This window comes from Ideonella flava (assembly GCF_051857595.1).
Classification (GTDB): Bacteria; Pseudomonadota; Gammaproteobacteria; order Burkholderiales; family Burkholderiaceae_C; genus Ideonella.
This window is the reverse complement of record NZ_JBPZHD010000020.1, coordinates 20,586-36,632: the sequence shown is the minus strand read 5'-3', so window position 1 is coordinate 36,632 and position 16,047 is coordinate 20,586. Positions and strand designations below refer to the sequence as shown.

The 16,047-nt window shown below is 69.6% G+C and carries 14 protein-coding genes; 4 read left to right on the top strand and 10 right to left on the bottom strand.

The annotated features are described in order from the left end of the window. Positions 1-74: 74 nt before the first annotated feature. Together ACS5PM_RS31425 and ACS5PM_RS31420 are read left to right on the top strand one after the other, a co-directional pair. The gene (locus tag ACS5PM_RS31425; protein WP_439392027.1) at positions 75-818 is read left to right on the top strand and encodes an expansin EXLX1 family cellulose-binding protein; all 744 of its coding nucleotides are present in this window, start codon (positions 75-77) and stop codon (positions 816-818) included. Further along, on the top strand, positions 815-2,425 hold the full coding sequence (locus ACS5PM_RS31420) for a hypothetical protein (protein WP_439392026.1): 1,611 nt from the start codon (positions 815-817) through the stop codon (positions 2,423-2,425). The genes ACS5PM_RS31425 and ACS5PM_RS31420 overlap by 4 nt, the downstream gene beginning before the upstream one ends. Positions 2,426-2,432: 7 nt before the next feature. Here ACS5PM_RS31420 and ACS5PM_RS31415 read toward each other — a convergent pair whose 3' ends face one another. The 3 genes from ACS5PM_RS31415 to ACS5PM_RS31405 are packed head-to-tail and all read right to left on the bottom strand — an operon-like array spanning position 2,433 to position 5,424. Beyond that, positions 2,433-3,704 (bottom strand): alanine racemase, encoded by a 1,272-nt coding sequence (locus ACS5PM_RS31415; RefSeq protein WP_439392024.1) that lies wholly within the window; start codon positions 3,702-3,704, stop codon positions 2,433-2,435. 45 nt (positions 3,705-3,749) lie between these two features. Beyond that, the gene (locus ACS5PM_RS31410; protein WP_439392022.1) at positions 3,750-4,718 is read right to left on the bottom strand and encodes a DMT family transporter; all 969 of its coding nucleotides are present in this window, start codon (positions 4,716-4,718) and stop codon (positions 3,750-3,752) included. Positions 4,719-4,770: 52 nt separating this feature from the next. Continuing rightward, positions 4,771-5,424: a LysE/ArgO family amino acid transporter gene (locus ACS5PM_RS31405; protein WP_439392021.1), complete on the bottom strand. Its 654-nt coding sequence runs from the start codon at positions 5,422-5,424 to the stop codon at positions 4,771-4,773. Positions 5,425-5,494: 70 nt separating this feature from the next. Between ACS5PM_RS31405 and ACS5PM_RS31400 the strand changes: the two genes are divergently transcribed. Further along, on the top strand, positions 5,495-6,406 hold the full coding sequence (locus tag ACS5PM_RS31400) for a LysR family transcriptional regulator ArgP (RefSeq protein WP_439392020.1): 912 nt from the start codon (positions 5,495-5,497) through the stop codon (positions 6,404-6,406). 310 nt (positions 6,407-6,716) lie between these two features. Continuing rightward, positions 6,717-7,637, top strand: coding sequence for a LysR substrate-binding domain-containing protein (locus tag ACS5PM_RS31395; protein WP_439392019.1), 921 nt, complete (start codon positions 6,717-6,719; stop codon positions 7,635-7,637). Between the two features lie 201 nt (positions 7,638-7,838). On the opposite strand, the gene ACS5PM_RS31390 is transcribed toward ACS5PM_RS31395, so the two are convergent. From ACS5PM_RS31390 to ACS5PM_RS31360, 7 genes are all read right to left on the bottom strand, one after another. Next, entirely contained in the window at positions 7,839-8,810 is a 972-nt protein-coding gene (locus ACS5PM_RS31390; protein ID WP_439392018.1) for a DMT family transporter, read from the bottom strand. After that, on the bottom strand, positions 8,792-9,568 hold the full coding sequence (locus ACS5PM_RS31385; protein ID WP_439392017.1) for an aspartate/glutamate racemase family protein: 777 nt from the start codon (positions 9,566-9,568) through the stop codon (positions 8,792-8,794). Before ACS5PM_RS31385 ends, ACS5PM_RS31390 begins: the two co-directional genes overlap by 19 nt. Continuing rightward, positions 9,555-10,472 (bottom strand): iron-containing redox enzyme family protein, encoded by a 918-nt coding sequence (locus tag ACS5PM_RS31380; RefSeq protein ID WP_439392016.1) that lies wholly within the window; start codon positions 10,470-10,472, stop codon positions 9,555-9,557. Before ACS5PM_RS31380 ends, ACS5PM_RS31385 begins: the two co-directional genes overlap by 14 nt. 1 nt (position 10,473) lies before the next feature. Further along, a complete protein-coding gene (locus ACS5PM_RS31375; protein ID WP_439392015.1) occupies positions 10,474-11,439 on the bottom strand; it encodes a fatty acid desaturase family protein in 966 nt (321 codons plus the stop codon). A gap of 178 nt (positions 11,440-11,617) precedes the next feature. Beyond that, complete coding sequence (locus ACS5PM_RS31370) at positions 11,618-12,460, bottom strand: AraC family ligand binding domain-containing protein (RefSeq protein ID WP_439392014.1); 843 nt, start codon at positions 12,458-12,460, stop codon at positions 11,618-11,620. 9 nt (positions 12,461-12,469) lie between these two features. Beyond that, positions 12,470-13,099 carry a pyridoxamine 5'-phosphate oxidase family protein gene (locus ACS5PM_RS31365; protein ID WP_439392051.1) on the bottom strand — a complete coding sequence of 210 codons (630 nt, stop codon included), beginning with the start codon at positions 13,097-13,099 and terminating at the stop codon, positions 12,470-12,472. A 67-nt stretch (positions 13,100-13,166) separates the two neighbouring features. Next, positions 13,167-15,896 (bottom strand): TonB-dependent receptor, encoded by a 2,730-nt coding sequence (locus ACS5PM_RS31360; RefSeq protein ID WP_439392013.1) that lies wholly within the window; start codon positions 15,894-15,896, stop codon positions 13,167-13,169. Between the last annotated feature and the right edge of the window lie 151 nt (positions 15,897-16,047).

Here is a 16,047-nt window from a genome sequence, read left to right as displayed (position 1 = left end):
TCTTTCGTCGGACAGCGAACGCGTCATTCAGCGCCCTGCCCACAATCGGCGCCGTCGACTCCAGGGAGATCCGAATGACACAGCTCGGGACGCTGACCGCGTGCCTGCTCGCACTGGCTGCGGGCGGTGCGCAGGCGAAGGGCGGCTACGACCAGCCGCATGAAGGCGAGGCCACGTTCTACGGCTACGGAGGAGGCGGCAATTGCAGCTTCCCCTTGCCCGACCGGCTCACCGCCGCGATGAACCACGACGACTACGACGGCTCGCAGGCCTGCGGCGCCTGCATCCTCGTCACCAACCCGGCCAACGGCCGGAGCGTGGAAGTTCGCATCGACGACCAGTGCCCCGAGTGCGCGGTGGGCGACGTCGACCTGGACCAGGAGGCGTTCGAACAGATCGCCGACCTGGCGCAGGGCCGCATCCCGGTCCGGTGGTCCTACGTGGCCTGCACGCCGCCGACGATGTCGCTGTACTTCAAGGAAGGCTCCAGCAAGTGGTGGACGGCTGTGCAGGTGCGAGACCACCGCTACCCGGTGGCGAAGCTGGCCTGGCGCACGAGCGGCACGACGGATGCCTTCAAGCCGGTGCCGCGCGAGACCTACAACTATTTCGTCGCCGGCAGCGGCATGGGGCCCGGGCCCTACGACTTCAAGATCACCGACGTGTTCGGCCACGTGGTGAAGATCAACAAGGTCGCGCTGAAGGTCGGCGTGGAGATCCCGACGAAGAAGCAGTTCGAGGCGCTGGGGGGCGAGCGTGCGTCTCGCCGAACGCTGCTGCAAGGTGCGACCTCGCCCGCCACCGAGGGGCCGAGATGAGTGCCTGGCTGCGTCGTTGGGTGCTGCCCTTGGCTGCGTGCCTGCTCGCGGCGCTGCCGGCGGCGCGTGCCGACTGGACGCCGGTCGACGGCATCTATGGCGTGCCCTCGCTGAGCTTCACGCTGCCGGCCAGCCTGCCGGGCAAGATCACCTCCGATTCGATCTACCTGGCCGACATCCAGGCCACGTTCCCCGAGGTCGACTGGGCCCACCTGGACCGGCTGTACCTGCGCCCCGGCCACTACAGGTTCATCTACATCGGCAACCTGCCGCAACGCAGCGCAGAGCGCCGGCTGGTCATCACCAACCAGGGCGGGCAGGTGCGCGTCGGCGGCCTGGGCCACTACTACCTGCTCAAGCTGGCGGGTGGTTCGAACTGGGTCCTGACCGGCCGCTACGACCCCGTCTCGCTGACCGGCGATGCCGCCTACCCGGGCCACCGGGGCGGCGCCTTCGCGAACAGCCAGGGCCGCTACGGCATCGGCATCGATGACGAGTTCGCACTCAGCGGCAACTCGGGGCTGGCGATAGGCGGCGGTGCCACCGCCTTCGAGCTGGATCATCTCGAGATTGCCCGCGTGGGCTTTGCCGGCGTGCTGGCGAAAACGGACAACGACGGCCAGGCGACGATGGCCGACGTGTCGGTGCATGACCTTTACATCCACGACACCGGCAGCGAGGGCCTGTACATCGGCAGCCGCGGGACCCAGCCGCAGCATGCCATCCGCAATTGGCGGATCTATGGCAACCGCGTGCTGCGCACGGGCACCGAGGCGATCCAGATCAGCCAGCTCAAGGGCTTGACGGACGTGCACCACAACGTCTTCGGCCCGGCGGCGATCGACTGGCGCGCGGCGTTCCAGGACTACCAGGACAACAACCTGCAGATCGGCCTGCGCGAAGGCGAGCTCAAGGTTCGCGACAACGTCTTCATCGGCGCGGCCGGCAACATGATCTCGATGTTCATGGAGCCGGTCGCCGGTGACGCGTTGGACGGCAACCGCGACGTGCGCTTCGAGAGCAACTACTTCTCGGACATGCGCAACCTCGGCCTGTATCTCAACAGCGTGGCGATCCCGGGCATCGGCTTTCGCTTCAACCGCAACACCTGGCGTGCCTGGCGCTTCGAGCGCGACCAGGTCTACACCGATGCGGTGCCGTATGACTACCTGCTGCGCCTGACGAACACGAGTTCGCCGATCCGCCTGGCCGGCAACGAATGGAACGGCCCGGAGCAGTTCGCCAACCTGCTGCCCACCGGCTCGGGCACCAACGGCAACGTGAGCGGCGAGCGCAACCGGCGGGTCGAGGCGAAGCCGGTGCGCTTCGTGGCGGCGGGCCTGCCCGACGGCTTCGACTACCTGCGCCTGGAGATGTGGACCGACGTCGCCACGCGGGGCAACGGCCAGCCGGTGAGCTATGGCCGGGGCTTCGTCGTGACCCACCTCGGACGGCCCTACCGCTGCCGGCTGGAGTCGTGTCCGGCCGGGGCTGTGCCCCCTGAGCGGCCCGACGCCTGGGAACCGTTGGCGGCGTTCGTGGACGACGTGCGCGTGAGGCCGGGCAGCCGCTACGAGGCGCTGGGCCTGCAGCCCGATCCGAAGTGAAGCGCGCTCAGAACGCGGTGGTGATGGCGTCGACGATGGCGTAGCGCTCGTCCACCACCGGCATCCAGCGCCACTTGTCGAAGGTGGTGCAGGGATGCGAGATGCCGAGCGCGACGCGGTCGCCCACGTGCAGCGCGACGCCGCCGTCGTTCAGCCGGAGGTAGGCGTGCTGGTCGTTGAGCTTGTCGATGACCCAGGAGGCGGGGGCCGGTTGCGGCTCACGGCTGCCCGCCGGGCAGACCTTCAACGCGACCGGCAATCCCCAGTCGGTGGACACGTCGCGCTTGCCCGCATTGAGCACCGCGAGGCCCGCTTCGGGGCAGGACTGCACGACGGCCCAGACCTCGAGCGCCGCATGCAGCCCGCTGGCGTCGCTGCAGCCCATGCGCCGGTTCACCGTCTGCACATAACGGCGGTAGGCGCCGTCATCGTGCGTGACGTAGCAGCCCGAGCGCAGCAGCGCCAGGAGCCGGGTGCCGCCAGTGATGCCGGCCAGGCCGTCGGCGACGAAGTCGAACACCGCCGAGCCGCCGGCGGTGACGAGAGGCTGCGGGACCTCGAACAGCCGCTCGGTTTCGCAGCCGGCGACGAGGCGCTGCAGCCGGCCCATGAGGCCCTCGACGAGGGCACGGTCGGCCTCGTCCTCGCCGGTGGCCCAGAGGCCCTCGTAGAGTTCGATGCCGGCGAGCTTGAGCGCCGGGCTGGCGCGCACCCGGCGAGCCAGTTGCAACGCCGCCTCGTCGTCGCGCACGCCGGTGCGGCCGCCGGGCAGGCCCAGCTCGACGAGAACTTCGAAGACCACGCCCATGTTGGCCTGTTCGATCAGGGCGATCTGCTCGGCCGAGTCGACGAGGAAGGGCGCTCTCAGGCCCGGCTCCCGCTGTAGCAGCGCGGCAAGCGAGGCCAGGTCGCTGGCCTGCAGCACCTGGTTGGCGATCACCGCGCGCCGCACCCCCGAGGCCACACCGAGCGCCAGCTGCTGCACGTTGGCGAACGTGATGCCCCAGGCGCCGGCCACCAGCTGCTGGTTGAACAGCTGCGGCGACATCGTCGTCTTGCCGTGGGGCGCGAAGCCTATGCCGGCTTCGTCCACCAGGCGCTGCATCCAGGCCAGGTTGTGGACCAGCGCCTCGCGGCGTATCACCGCCAGCGGCAAGGGGCAGCGGCCGTCGAACAGGTGCCAGCCTTGCGCGCCGATCAGGCTGCGGCGCAGGGGCGGCGCCGTGCCCGGATAGCCCTTGAAGCGGCCATCCAGCAAAGGGTCGAGGAGCTCATCCATCGCCGGATTCGACCATGCGGGCGGTTCGCCGCCAAGGCGGCGCGTTCAGCCCGGATGGCCGTCGGCGGCCACCGGCTCGGGCTCCACCCGCAAGGCCCAGGCGACGCCGGCCACCAGCATCGCGATGCCGGCGAGCGTCGTGCTGCCGGGCCATTGGCCGCGCAGCATGAAGGCGTAGCCCAGGGCCGCCAGCGTCTCGAAGACGATCAGCTGGCCCGCCAGGTTGGTGGGCAGGCGCTGGCTGGCCTCGTTCCAGCACAGGGTGCCCAGCCAGGACGAGAACAGGCCGATGGCCAGCATCAGGCCGACATAGGCTTCCGGGCGGGGGCCGAAGGGCATGGCCCACGGGGCGCCGGTGAGGGCGAACCACGTCCAGGTCAGGGCGAAGCCGAGGGCCGCCAGCGGTAGCGTGGCCACGCCCTGGGCGGTGGCCCAGCTGCGCGGACTGCGGCCGGGGTGGGCGCGGAGCCAGTCCGCATTGCGCAAGGGGTACCAGGTCCAGCAGGCGACAGCGCCCACGGCCAGCACGGCACCCAGGGCATAGCGCGAAAGGTCGGCGTCCGGGTTGGCACGCCATTGCACCCATTCGGCCTGGTTCACCAGGCCTATGCCCAGGGCGATCAGGCCCAGCGAAGGCGCGAGCCGCCGCCAGGGCAGGTGGCCGTCGCGATCGGCGTTGCGCAGGTTGGCGCAAGTGGCGATGACGACGGGCAGCGTGCCGATGATCATGGTCGGCAGCGGCGCCCCGGCGCGCTGGATGGCCGAAGACAGGAACAGGTAATAGACGACGTTGCCGACCAGCGCGAGCTTGAGCGCCTCGACCCAGTCGGAACGGGAGAGCTGCCGCAGGTTGGCCCGGTCCAGCCAGGCCAGGGGCAGCGCGATGAGGCCGAAGGCCAGGTAGCGGCCGAAGGACAGCATCACCGCCGGATAGTCGTCCAGCATCAGGGGGCCGACGAACACCAGGCCCCACATGAGGCCGGCCGCGAACGCGAACATCACACCAATTGCCATGGCGGGATGATGCCCGCGGCCTTCGGGGCGGTCTTGTACGACGTTGCTGTGCTCAGGCCGCAGGCCAGGCCATGGGGGCCACTTTCCACGCCAGCACCAGCATGGTCAGGCCGACCAGCCCGTCCATCACCTGCCAGGCCCGTGGGCGGGCGAAAAGGGGTGCCAGCCGGGCCGCGCCGAAGCCCAGGGTGCTGAACCAGGCCAGGCTGCCGAAGGAGGCGCCGGCCACGAACGCCGCCTGCGATGCGGGGCCGGGTTGCTGGGCTCCCAGCGACCCCACCAGCAGCACCGTGTCGAGGTAGACGTGCGGATTGAGCAGGGTGAAGGCCGCCACCTGGGCGAGCGCCTGCGGGCGCGAGAGCGCTCGCGTGTCGCTCGCATGCAGCGCGCCAGGCGCACGGGCTCGCCACAGCGCGATCAGGCCGTAGGCGCCCAGGAAGACGGCGCCTGCGCCCGCCAGCACCCGGGCCACGGCTGGGTGTTCGCTGACGAGGCCGGCCAGGCCCGCCACGCCGGCGGCCATCAACACCGCGTCGGCCATCGTGCAGAACAGCACGATGGAGCCGACGTGTTCGCGTCGCAAGCCCTGGCGCAGCACGAAGGCGTTCTGGGCCCCGATCGCCACGATCAGGCCGAAGGTCAAGAGCAGGCCCTGCAGCGCAGGGGCGAGGAGGGAGGCGGTGGCGGGGACGGCGTCATCGAGCATGGCGCGCAGCATGCCGGCGCCGCTGCCAGCCCGCCAGTTAGACTTTCTTCACCGGATGAAGTAACGCTGCATGCTCGATTACGCCTTGCTCGATGCGCTGGCCGCGGTGCTGCGAGAGGGCAGTTTCGAGCGCGCCGCCCGGGCGCTGCACCTCACGCCTTCGGCAGTTTCGCAACGCGTGCGCCTGCTGGAGGAGCGCCTGGGCCAGGTGCTCGTCGTGCGTGCCAACCCCACAAGAGCCACCGCCGCGGGCCAGGCGCTGGCGCGGCACGCGGAGCAGGTCGGCCTGCTGGAGCACGAGCTTCTCGCCGAGCTGCCGGTGCTGGCTCAAGGGGTGCGAGGCCGCGTGACCTTGCCGGTGGCCGTCAACGCCGACAGCCTGGCGACCTGGTTCATCGCGGCCGCGGCCGAGGCGACCGCCGAAGCACCGCTGCTGCTGGACCTGAGCCTGGACGACCAGGACCACACGGCCGAGTGGCTGCGCAGCGGCGAGGTGGTGGCTGCGGTCACGGCCCTGGCGGATGCCGTGCCAGGCTGCCGCAGCGTGCCCCTCGGCCTTCTTCGCTATGGCGCCACGGCCAGCCCTGACTTCATGCGGCGCCACTTCAACGATGGCGTCAACGCCGAGTCGTTGGCGCAGGCTCCGACGCTCACCTTCAACCGGCGCGACAGGCTGCAGGCCCAGTGGGTCGAGCAGGTGCTGGGGCGGGAGCTGGCGGTCCCGACGCACTGGCTGCCCTCCAGCCAGGCGTTCGTCGACGGGTGCCGGGCGGGGCTGGGGTGGGGCATGAACGTCCAGGCCCTCGTGCAGCCGCTGCTGGCCAGCGGCGAGCTGGTCGAGCTGGTGCCCGGGAAGACGCTGGCCGTGCCGCTGTACTGGCAACACCGTCGGCGGGGTCTGGCGGCCCTGGAGGTGCTGAGCCGCGCCGTGCAGAGGGCGGCCGCCGCGGTGCTCGAGCCGCTGGACGAGCCGGTGCGCTGAGAGCGGGCGGGGTGCGCTGAACGATGCACTGGGCGGTGCGGATAGGAGATGCGGATGGGGCGGTGCGCCGAACGATGCGAGGGGCTGAGCGCGTGGTGGTGCGCGTAGCGGCGCGCGTGGTGCTGAGACGGGGCGGTGCGACGGGGCGGTGCGTACGACCGTGGGATGGCGGGGTGCGCAGAGTGATGCGCTGAGTGCTTCGACGCTGCAATGGGCAGGTGATGCCGCATAGCTTGACGGTTATGTTCTACCATCCGCCCCGGCGCGCCCACAACAAGGACGACCCGCGCCGTCGAAGGGGCCCTGGTTCATGCGTCTGCAAGTGCTGCCGTCTGTCGATCTTCTGCGAACCTTCGAGGCGGCGGCCCGCTCCCTGAGCTTCACCAAGGCCGCGCAGGAGCTCTTCGTCACGCCGTCGGCCGTCAGCCGCCAGATCAGGATGCTCGAAGAAAACCTGGGCGTCCCCTTGTACCTGCGCGGGGCGCGCGGCCTGCGTCTCACAGACGCGGGGCTGCGCCTGCAACAGGCCGTTTCGGGCGCGTGGCATCAGCTGGAAGCGGCGCTGCTCACGCTGAAGCAGACCCAACCCTCCCGCGTGCTGAGCATCGGCACCACCGTGTCTTTCGCCGCCCTGTGGCTGGTGCCACGCCTGCCGGCGTTTCGACTTCGGCATCCGGACATCGACATCCGCGTCAACGCCAGCAGCGAGGTGCAGGACACCCGGCGAGAGCGGCTCGACGTGGTGATCCGCTACGCGCGCCCGGGGCTCGTCCCGCAACGGGAGCGGGTGCTCTTTCATGAGAGCGTGGTGGCGGTGTGCAGCCCCGGCCTGTGCCAGGGCCTTGGGCGAGGGTTGGTGGCGCCGGCCGATCTGGCGCAGCAGGTGCTTCTGCATCTGGACGACGCCTGCGGCGACCTGAGCTGGTATCGGTGGGGCCATTGGCTGGAATCCGTCGGTCTGGCGAACCTGGTGACGGCCCGTGCCCTGCGCTTCAGCCACTACGACCAGCTGATCCAGGCAGCGCTCGATGGCCAAGGCGTCGCGCTGGGTCGGCTGCCCTTGATCGATCGCCTGCTGAGCCAGGGGCGGCTCGTGGCGCCCTTCTCGGAGACTCCGTTGGACTCTGGGGCGTACTACGTGATGACCCACCCGGCGCCGATGGCGCACCCCGATGCAGAGTTGTTCGCGTCCTGGTTGCTGGAGTCGGCCGCCTCGGGCGATGCAGCCTGAGGCTCCAGCGCGGCGGCGGGAACGCCCGGCTAGAGGCTCGGGAGCTGCGGGAGCTGCGGGAGCTGCGGGAGCTGCGGGGAGTTGGGACTTGCGACTTGGGGACTTGGGGACTTGGGGACTTGGGAATTGGAGGACTGGGGGAGCTCAGGCGAGGGCACATCGGCAGCTGCGGTGCAGCGCGCCCTGCGCTCAGGCCCAAGCTCACCTGGAGGTCTGCGGCGCCACGAGCTCGCCTTCCGAGGCGGGGGCCTCCGGCTCCTCTCGCTTCGCCATCGCGGCGGTGGCCGCCACGAGGAACACGCCTGCGATCACCAGCGCCATGCCGAGCAGGTGATGAGCGTGCAGGGATTCGCCGAGAAAGACCATCGCCAAGACCGTGCCGCTGACCGGCGTCAGCGCGGTGAAGGCACCCGCCACGGTGGCATCCACCTGCCCCATGCTGTCGTAGATGAGCACGGCCGCGACGCCGTTGATGGCGACGCCGGTGTAGGCCATCAGCGCCCAGGTGCGCCAGGAGTATTCGGCATGCATGAGGCCCTGCGGCTCGATCGCGGCAGGTACGACGAACATCAGTGCGCCCAAGCCGGCGACGACGAGCGAGAGACGATCCGGCGGAAGGGGCCGCGAAAGAAAGCGCCCGAAGGTCAGGAAGACCGCCTCGCAGCCGACTGCGCACAGCAGCAGCGCGATGCCCCACCAGGCGCCCTCTGACGAAGCCCCATCCGCCGCCGCGGCGGGGGCGCCGTGCGTGGCCAACGCGCTGATCACGGCCGCACCGGTCACCGAGAGCAGGATGCCCAGGCTGCGTCGCGTCGTCAGCCTCTCGCCCAGGAACAGCACGGCCACCAGGCTGACGGCGATGGGCACCAGGCTCAGGATCACGCCCGATTCGATCCCGCCCGTCAGGCGCACGCCTTGCATGGCGCAGAGGCTGAAAAGGAAGACGCCCACGCCGCTCTGCGCCAGCAGGAGCGCGGCGTCGCGAGCGCTGGGCGCGCGCCAGGGAGGGCCGCGTCGCAGGCCCACCACCAGGGCGAGGAAGAGGGCCGCACTGGCCAGGCGCACCAGCGTGGCGGTGAAGACCGGCGCCTCGCGAAGGATGAGCTTGCTGGCCACCAGGTAGGAGCCGAAGAGCAAGGTGGCCAGCGTCATCTTCACGAAGGCACTGCGCATGGGACGTTCCTTTCCGGCGGCAAGGGTTGGGCGAAGGCGGCCTGGACAATGGCGGCGCAGTGCAGCTCCACGGTGTCTATCACCGGCACATCGACATCGCCGGCTCGCAGCACCAGCGGGATCTCGGTGCAGGCGAGCACGAGCGCTTCGGCGCCGTGGCCGCAGAGCTCCTGCGCTATGGCCACGAAGCGATCGCGCGTCGTGACGGGAACGTTGCCGACGCTCAGCTCGCTCTCGATCGCCCGCTGCATGAAGAGGCGATCTGCGGCGCTGGGCACGACGGCGTTCACGCCGAAGCGGGCGAAACGGTCGCGATAGAAGGGTTCTTCCATGGTGAAGGCCGAGCCCATCAGCGCGACCTTTCCGTAGCCGTGTTCCGCGCAGTGCTGCGCCGTGCATTGGCAGATGTTGATCAGCGGCACACGCAAGCCGGCTTCGATCGCCGGCGCGAACTTGTGGACGGTGTTGCAGCACAGGGCCACCACTTCGGCCCCGGCTTCGACCAGGCGCCTGGCCGCCGCCTGCAGCGTGCCGATGACAGCGAGGTCCTCCCGGGTGGCCAGCTGTTGCGCGATGGGTTGGAAGTCCAGGCTCTCGAGCACGATCCTGGCGGAGTGCGCGCGGCCCAGGCGCTGGTTGACGCGCTGGTTCAGCCGCGCGTAGTAGGTGAGGGTGGAGGGATAGCTCAGGCCGCCGATGAGGCCGATCTTGCGTGGCAGGTGGACGTTCAAGGGGCGCACCTCTTCAGACAGGCTCAAGCGACACCGCGCCGTCGGCCGGTGCCCCCAGCCGCAGCCTTTGCATCGTTTGGGACAGGCTGGCGTAGTAGTCGAGCGCGATGTTGAAGCGCACGAGGCAGCCGATGCAGATCTCGCGCAGTGTCTCGGGCGAGCGGGCGGCGAGAGGCTGCAGGACGCGCTCGAACAACTGTCGCCCGTGGTGGGCGTCGACCTCGATGTGCAACTCGTGGAAGTGGATGACATCCTGCGGCACGCCGAGCCGGCGCAGGCCGCGGACGGTGCGGGAGAAGCGGAAGGGGGCGGTGTGCTCCAGGATCGCCAGGGCGCCCAGCAGGCGTGCCGCATGGCGCCTGTCCAGGGCGTACATCAGCAGCAGGTTGCCGTTCGCGAGGGCCTGTGCGGGCACCAGCGCCGCGACGTCCACCCCGCCCAGGTAGCGCCTCAGGTGGTTCGCCGAGTGGCTGAACAGCCGGGTGTGCATGTGCTCGAGCCGGCCGCCGCCCATCTCGTCCCAGAAGTTCTCTGCCAGCGCCAGCTTCATGGTGCCCGTCATGCCCAGCTGCGCCAGGGCGATGACGTCGTCGAAGCGGCCGTCGACCTGCTCTTCCATCCCTATGTACAGCGCCAGGTCCTGCAGCGTCGCCTGGCGGGCCAGGTGGTCGAAGAAGGGCTCGACCTGCTCGCGGTGGCGGCGATGCAGGGCGCCGTACCAGGCGGCGAACGAGACGGCAGACCCGGGGAGGCGGGTGAGGTCGAGCCGGCTCTCTTCGTGGCGGTTCCATGCCAGCTCTATCGCCGCGATGGCCGCGCGCTCGTTGGCATCGGGAACCTGTTGGAACTTCGATGGAGGCGCCAGCAGTCGCAGGTAGTGTTCGTTCAGCCGCTGTTGGCCCTCGCGGGTACGGAAGTCGTGGATCACCATCTCAGGTCTCCTTCGGCCCGCTTTGGCCGACACGGTTGCGAAGCACGTCCGCATAGAAGGCGCGGTACGAGGGGTAGCAGTGGCAGAGGTCTTCTGCGATCACGGCGTGCAGGTCATGCAGGCGGTCGATCGGCAGGCCCGGCATCAGGTGGTGCTCGACGTGGTAGTTGTTGCCGTTGGTCAGCCACGTCATGAAGGCGTTGGTCCTGATCGTTCGGGTGTTGCGCAGCACGTCGGGGCACTCGACCTCGCATCGATAGTGCTCGGGCATCTCTATCAAGGCGTGCAAGGGCGACGCCACGAGCAACAGGGGCACGAGCCAGGCGAGCGCGATGATCGGCACTTGCTCGACGGCCGAGGCGGCCGCCAGTGCGCCGATGGCGACCAGCATGGCGAGGTGGTCGCGCCGGATGCGCCGAGCGACCTCTTCGCTTTCGCCCGGGACGGGCCAGCCCAGGAGGGCTCGCCAGGCCAGTTGGCAGAACGACAGGTAGTGCGCCGGCATGAGCAGGCGCCTAGCCCACAGGGCCAGCGTGCCCACGGGGCTGGCGCCGTATTGGTCACCGTAGTCGAAGAACTCGCGGTTGTTCGGCGTGCCCAGGTGGCGGTGATGACGCAGGTGGCTGGCCTGGTAGCCGGCAAACGAGACCAGCATCGGCAGGCCGAGCAGGACCCCGAAGAACTCGTTGACCCCCCGCTGCCGGAAGCCCTGCCCGTGCAGCGCCTGGTGCTGCAGTTCGACGCCATGGGCGAACATCACGCCGAGCAGCACGACACCGAGTGCCTGCAGTGCCGGCGAATCGGCGAGGCTCGCCACCACGCCACACCACAGGCAGGCGGCATAGATGGCGAGCTTCATGCCGAAGGTGGCGTCACTGGCGCGGCTCTTCAGCTCGCGCTCGAACTTTCTGCCCTCGGCGGGCAGCGTGGTCTGGATCACGTTGGTCGTCTCCCCTGGTCTGGTCACGAAAGGACTTGCCGATGCGCGGATGACAGCGCGGTCGGCAGTCTTCCCAGGGCAGGGGAGGCTGACAAACGATGATTTGGAATAGAACGTGTGCGGCCGCCGCAACAGGGCACGCAAGAACAAAGCGCACGCCGACCCGGGCCCGGCCAGGACGTGCCGGCGGATCGCGGGCCTCGGGTCAGGCCGCGCGAAGCTGCCGCTGGTAGCGCGCCGGCGTCACGCCGTACATGCCGGCGAAACGGCGCGTCAGGTGGGCCTGGTCGGCCAGGCCCACGGCAGCGGCCACCTCCGCCGGCGACTCGCCAGCCGCCAGGCGCCGCTTGGCCTCGGCCAGGCGCAGCGCCATCCGCCACTGGTGCGGGCTGATGCCGTGCGCCGCCTTGAAGGCCCGCTGGAAGTGGAACGGGCTCAAGCCGGACAGCGCCGCGAGCTCCGCCAGCCGCCACTCGCGGGCGAGGTCGCTGTGCAAGGCATCCACCACCCGCTCAAAGGGCCGTGCTCCGGCGGAGACGGCGCTCGCCTCGGCGCGGTGACCGGCTGCCAGCGGGGCGAGCAGGGCCAGCGCATCGGCCAGGGCCGCATCCGCCTCGGCCCCGTCGTTGGCGCTCCACAGCGCGGCCAACGCCCGGGCCATCCCGCCGGCGCGAGCCGCATCACCCTGCCTTACCGCCTCATCGAAACGCCACAGACGCCCCTGGCCCAGGTGCTCGGCCAGCACGGGCTCCTCGAGGTAGAGCATGCGGTAGCGCCATCCCTGGGGCGCCGCCGGCCCGCCCGTATGAAGCTCGCCCGGCTGCATCAGCACGATGGCCCCGGCCGGCGCCAAGTGCTCCCGGCCCCGGTAGTGGAAGCGCTCCTGCCCGGCCTCGATCACCCCGAGGCCGTAGCCGTCGTGGATGTGCGGCGCGAACCGGTGGTGGACGATGTGCGCCCGGTACAGCTCGACGCCCTCCTGACCGGGCGGTCGCCGGAACTCGGCGCGGTCGCCGGGCTGTTCGAACCGTTCGGGAACGCCTTGCACCTGTGATCTTCAGTACAGCGTCGCCGCCTGGCGCGCCTGCAGCGCCGAGTCGTAGGCCCGGCCGTCCACGCCCGACGAGCTCAGGATTTCGAGGATCTCGCCGGGTGAAGGCAGCGAACTGCGCTCGATGTGTCGCGCCGGATCCCACAGCGCCGAGCGCTTGATCGCACGGGCGCATTGGAAGAACACGCAGTCGACCGTGATGACCAGGACCGAGGCGGGCGCCTTGCCGTCCACCGAGAAGCGTTCGCGCAATGCTGGCGTCGCAGAAATCCGCGCCGTTCCCTCGACCCGCAAGGTCTCGCCCACCCCGGGGATGAGGAACAGCAACGCCACGTGCGGGTCGTGCAGGATGTTGCGCAGGCTGTCGATGCGCTGGTTGCCGCGCCGGTCCGGCAGCAGCAGGGTCTTGTCGTCGGCGATGGCGACGAAGCCCGGGCGGTCACCGCGCGGCGAGGCGTCCAGCCCATGCGGCCCCCGCGTGGCCAGGACTGCGAAGGGCGAGGCCTCGATATAGGGCCGGTACAGCGGATGCAGGTGATCGCAGGACTTGGCCAGCGAGGTCTCGGCGGGGCCGGGGCTGTAGGCGGCGCGCAGGGCTTGTTCAGTCGCGAGGTCGTGGCTGCGGTCGGCAACCAGCTCGGCCAGGGGGAGGGTGTCGGCCATGCCCGTCAGCATAGGGCATGGCCGGTGCGCCGCCGCGTGGCTACTGGAAGCGGTACTGCGCGCTCAGGTAGTAGAAGCGGCCGCGCGGGTCGGTGTAGCTCGGGTCGTAGCCCGAGAGGTAGAAGTAGGCCTGGTTGGAGAAAGGCGGCGGCGTGTCGAGCAGGTTCTTCACCCCGGCGCGCAGCGTCAGCGCCGGCGTGGCCTGCCACGAGCCTTGCACATCCCACAGCGAATAGGCCTTCACCCGGTTGAACTTGACGTACTGCTCGGCGTTCTCGTCGGGGGCGTTGTTCTGGTCCACGTAGCTGGAAAGGTAGCTGTTCGACAGCGACGCGGCGAAGGCCCCGTACTCCCAGTCCACCCCGACCGTGTGGCGCCAGCGTTGCACGGCGCCGTCCTCGACGAACTTGCCGAGGTTGCTGACGAAGGGGTCGCCATCGCCGAGCTGCTCCTTCGAGGTGAGCGTCAGCGTGCCGTTCAGGTGCGCACCCCAGGTGCCCCAGTCCGTCTTCAGGCCGCTCCAGGCGAGCGAGATGTCGATGCCCGAGGCCTTCTGCTTGCCGCGGTTGTCCTTGCGCAGCTCGATGTACTCGATGTAGCCGTCCTCGTCGCGGTGCACCAGGTCGCCGTACTTGTCGAGGTTGGCCAGGATGACGTCAGATCCCAGTTTGCTGATCAAGTCGCGCTTCTCGATGTTCCAGTAGTCGAGGCTGGCGTTGAAGCCCTTGCTCGGCTCGAAGACCGCGCCGAAGGAGAACTGGCGCGACTTCTCCGGCTTGAGGTTCGGGTTGCTGTAGGTGCGAACGCGCCAGGTGTCGGTGCAGCTGATGAAGTCATCCGGGCAGCCCGGGTCGAACAGCAGAGCCCCGTCGTACTCGGTGGTGGGCCGGTACAGGTCGGTCATCGACGGCGCGTGGAAGCCGGCGCCGGCGGAGGCCCGCAGCACCAGCGACGAGGTCGGCTGATACCGCAGGCCGACCTTCGGGCTGGTGGCGCCGCCGGTGCGCTGGTAGCGCTCGTAGCGCACCGCGAACTGCAGGTCCAGCTCCTTGGTGACCGGTGCGTCCAGCTCCGACCAGACGGCGGCCACCTTGCGCGAGTAGCTGAAGTCGGCGTCCGGACCCTGGCTGATCTCGCCCAGGATGAGATCGTCGGCCAGCGCCTGGGACTGGTGATAGCTCTGCTTCTCGGTGCGGTATTCGCCGCCCAGGGCCAGGCCCAGGTCGCCGCCGCCCAGGCGCGTGAGCGAGCGGCTGAGCTTGAAGTCGACGGCGTTCATCTCGCCGGTGGCCCGGCGCACCTCGCCGGTGATCTGGGCCTGCGCGATCAGGGCCTGACCCTCGGCGCTGGAAGGGCCGAAGGGGTTGATCCGCCCGTCGGCCAGGCCCTCGTCGATCATGGCCTCGTTGAGGTAGCCGTGGAACGCCCGGTCCGACACGGTGCTGCTGCTGTGGTTCAGCGCGGCTTCGTAATCCCAGGCGCCGAAACTTCCGTTCGCGCCCACCAGGTAGCGCTGGCCCGTGGACACCAGTTCGCTGGATTGGCGGCCGGCTTCGGTGAAGCGCAGGCGGGCCGAGATGATCGGGTCGGTCTGTTCGAGGCCGAAGCCGGACAGGCCGTCGACGTGGGTGACGCTGAGATCGATGTCCGGCGTGAACGGGGCGGGCAAGGCCACGTAGTAACTCGTGGCCTGGCTGTACGAAGCTTCACCGAAGAGCTGGTGGCCGCCGCCCAGGTTGAACACGCCGCGCGTCAGCAGGGATTGCTTGTCGGTCTTGGGATACAGCTCCACGTCGCCCATGAAGTTGTAGGTGCAGCCTTGCGCGCCGCCGATGCCGCCCGGCAGGTTCAGGTTGGCCGGCGGATTGCAGTCGGGCCAGCTGAGGTTGAAGCGGGTCTCGGTGAGGGCATGGCCGTTGAGCAGGAAGCCGTGGTCGTTCAGCGTCTGCAACTGCTCGTCGCTGATGTCGATGTTGGCCGGGAACGTCCGGCTCAGCAGCAGGTAGGGCAGGCGCCCCGGGATGTCCAGCTTCTGGATGAACTTGCGCTGCGGCGAGGCCAGGCGATCGGTCTTCTGGATGTCGAGCACCGCCATCAGGTTGTAGCCGTCGGCGCCGTAGTCGCCTATGCCCGCGGCAACCGACGCGGTGCGCTTGCCGCCCCCGCCCTCCTGCGTGTCGCCGTAGTACGCGTCGAGCTCCACGCCCTGGAAATCGCGCCGGGTGATGAAGTTGATGACGCCGGCGATGGCGTCGCTGCCGTAGATGGCCGAAGCGCCGTCGAGCAGCACCTCGACCTTCTCGATGGCCGCGGCCGGGATGTTGTTCAGGTCGACGCCGGCGTCGTCTCCCGGCGAGGCGAAGTTGGCCATGCGCCGGCCGTTGAGCAGGACCAGCGTCGACGAGACACCGACCCCGCGCAGGTTGGCCGCATTGAAGCCCATCTGGTCCCGGTAGCCTCCCGCGGCGATGCTGATGCCGTCGGTCAGGTTCGTGGCGGCGGCGCTCAGGCGCCCGACGATTTCTGCCGCCGTCGTGACGCCGGCCTTGACGATGTCCTCGCGCGTGAGCACCTGGACAGGCAGCGCCGTCTCGCCCGGCAGCCGCTTGATGGCCGAGCCCGTGATCTCGATCCGCTGGGGCTTGCCCGGCTCGGGCTCATCGCTCGAAGCGGGCGTCTGCGCCTGGCTCAGCGGCGAAAGCGCCAGCGCGAGCCAGGCGGCATGGGCGAGGCGGTGGAAGGCGGGACGTGGACCACGGACTGCGCGCATGCAAGACTCCCTGAAGGTGTGGCGCAGTCTATGAACCGACACCCGGTTCGCACAATCGGGCTCGCGATCTGCGTGGCAGCAGCGCAACTGCCGGTCAAAATCCCGGTCCATCCCTCGTTCTTGGTGCCGGCTCCCCGGAGCGGATGCCAAG

What these genes read in the sequence shown, in the direction of transcription:
- ACS5PM_RS31425 (WP_439392027.1), top strand. Translation starts at nt 75, where the DNA reads ATGACACAGCTCGGGACGCTGACCGCGTGCCTGCTCGCACTGGCTGCG.
- ACS5PM_RS31420 (WP_439392026.1), top strand. Translation starts at nt 815, where the DNA reads ATGAGTGCCTGGCTGCGTCGTTGGGTGCTGCCCTTGGCTGCGTGCCTG.
- ACS5PM_RS31415 (WP_439392024.1), bottom strand. Translation starts at nt 3,704, where the DNA reads ATGGATGAGCTCCTCGACCCTTTGCTGGATGGCCGCTTCAAGGGCTAT.
- ACS5PM_RS31410 (WP_439392022.1), bottom strand. Translation starts at nt 4,718, where the DNA reads ATGGCAATTGGTGTGATGTTCGCGTTCGCGGCCGGCCTCATGTGGGGC.
- ACS5PM_RS31405 (WP_439392021.1), bottom strand. Translation starts at nt 5,424, where the DNA reads ATGCTCGATGACGCCGTCCCCGCCACCGCCTCCCTCCTCGCCCCTGCG.
- ACS5PM_RS31400 (WP_439392020.1), top strand. Translation starts at nt 5,495, where the DNA reads ATGCTCGATTACGCCTTGCTCGATGCGCTGGCCGCGGTGCTGCGAGAG.
- ACS5PM_RS31395 (WP_439392019.1), top strand. Translation starts at nt 6,717, where the DNA reads ATGCGTCTGCAAGTGCTGCCGTCTGTCGATCTTCTGCGAACCTTCGAG.
- ACS5PM_RS31390 (WP_439392018.1), bottom strand. Translation starts at nt 8,810, where the DNA reads ATGCGCAGTGCCTTCGTGAAGATGACGCTGGCCACCTTGCTCTTCGGC.
- ACS5PM_RS31380 (WP_439392016.1), bottom strand. Translation starts at nt 10,472, where the DNA reads ATGGTGATCCACGACTTCCGTACCCGCGAGGGCCAACAGCGGCTGAAC.
- ACS5PM_RS31360 (WP_439392013.1), bottom strand. Translation starts at nt 15,896, where the DNA reads ATGCGCGCAGTCCGTGGTCCACGTCCCGCCTTCCACCGCCTCGCCCAT.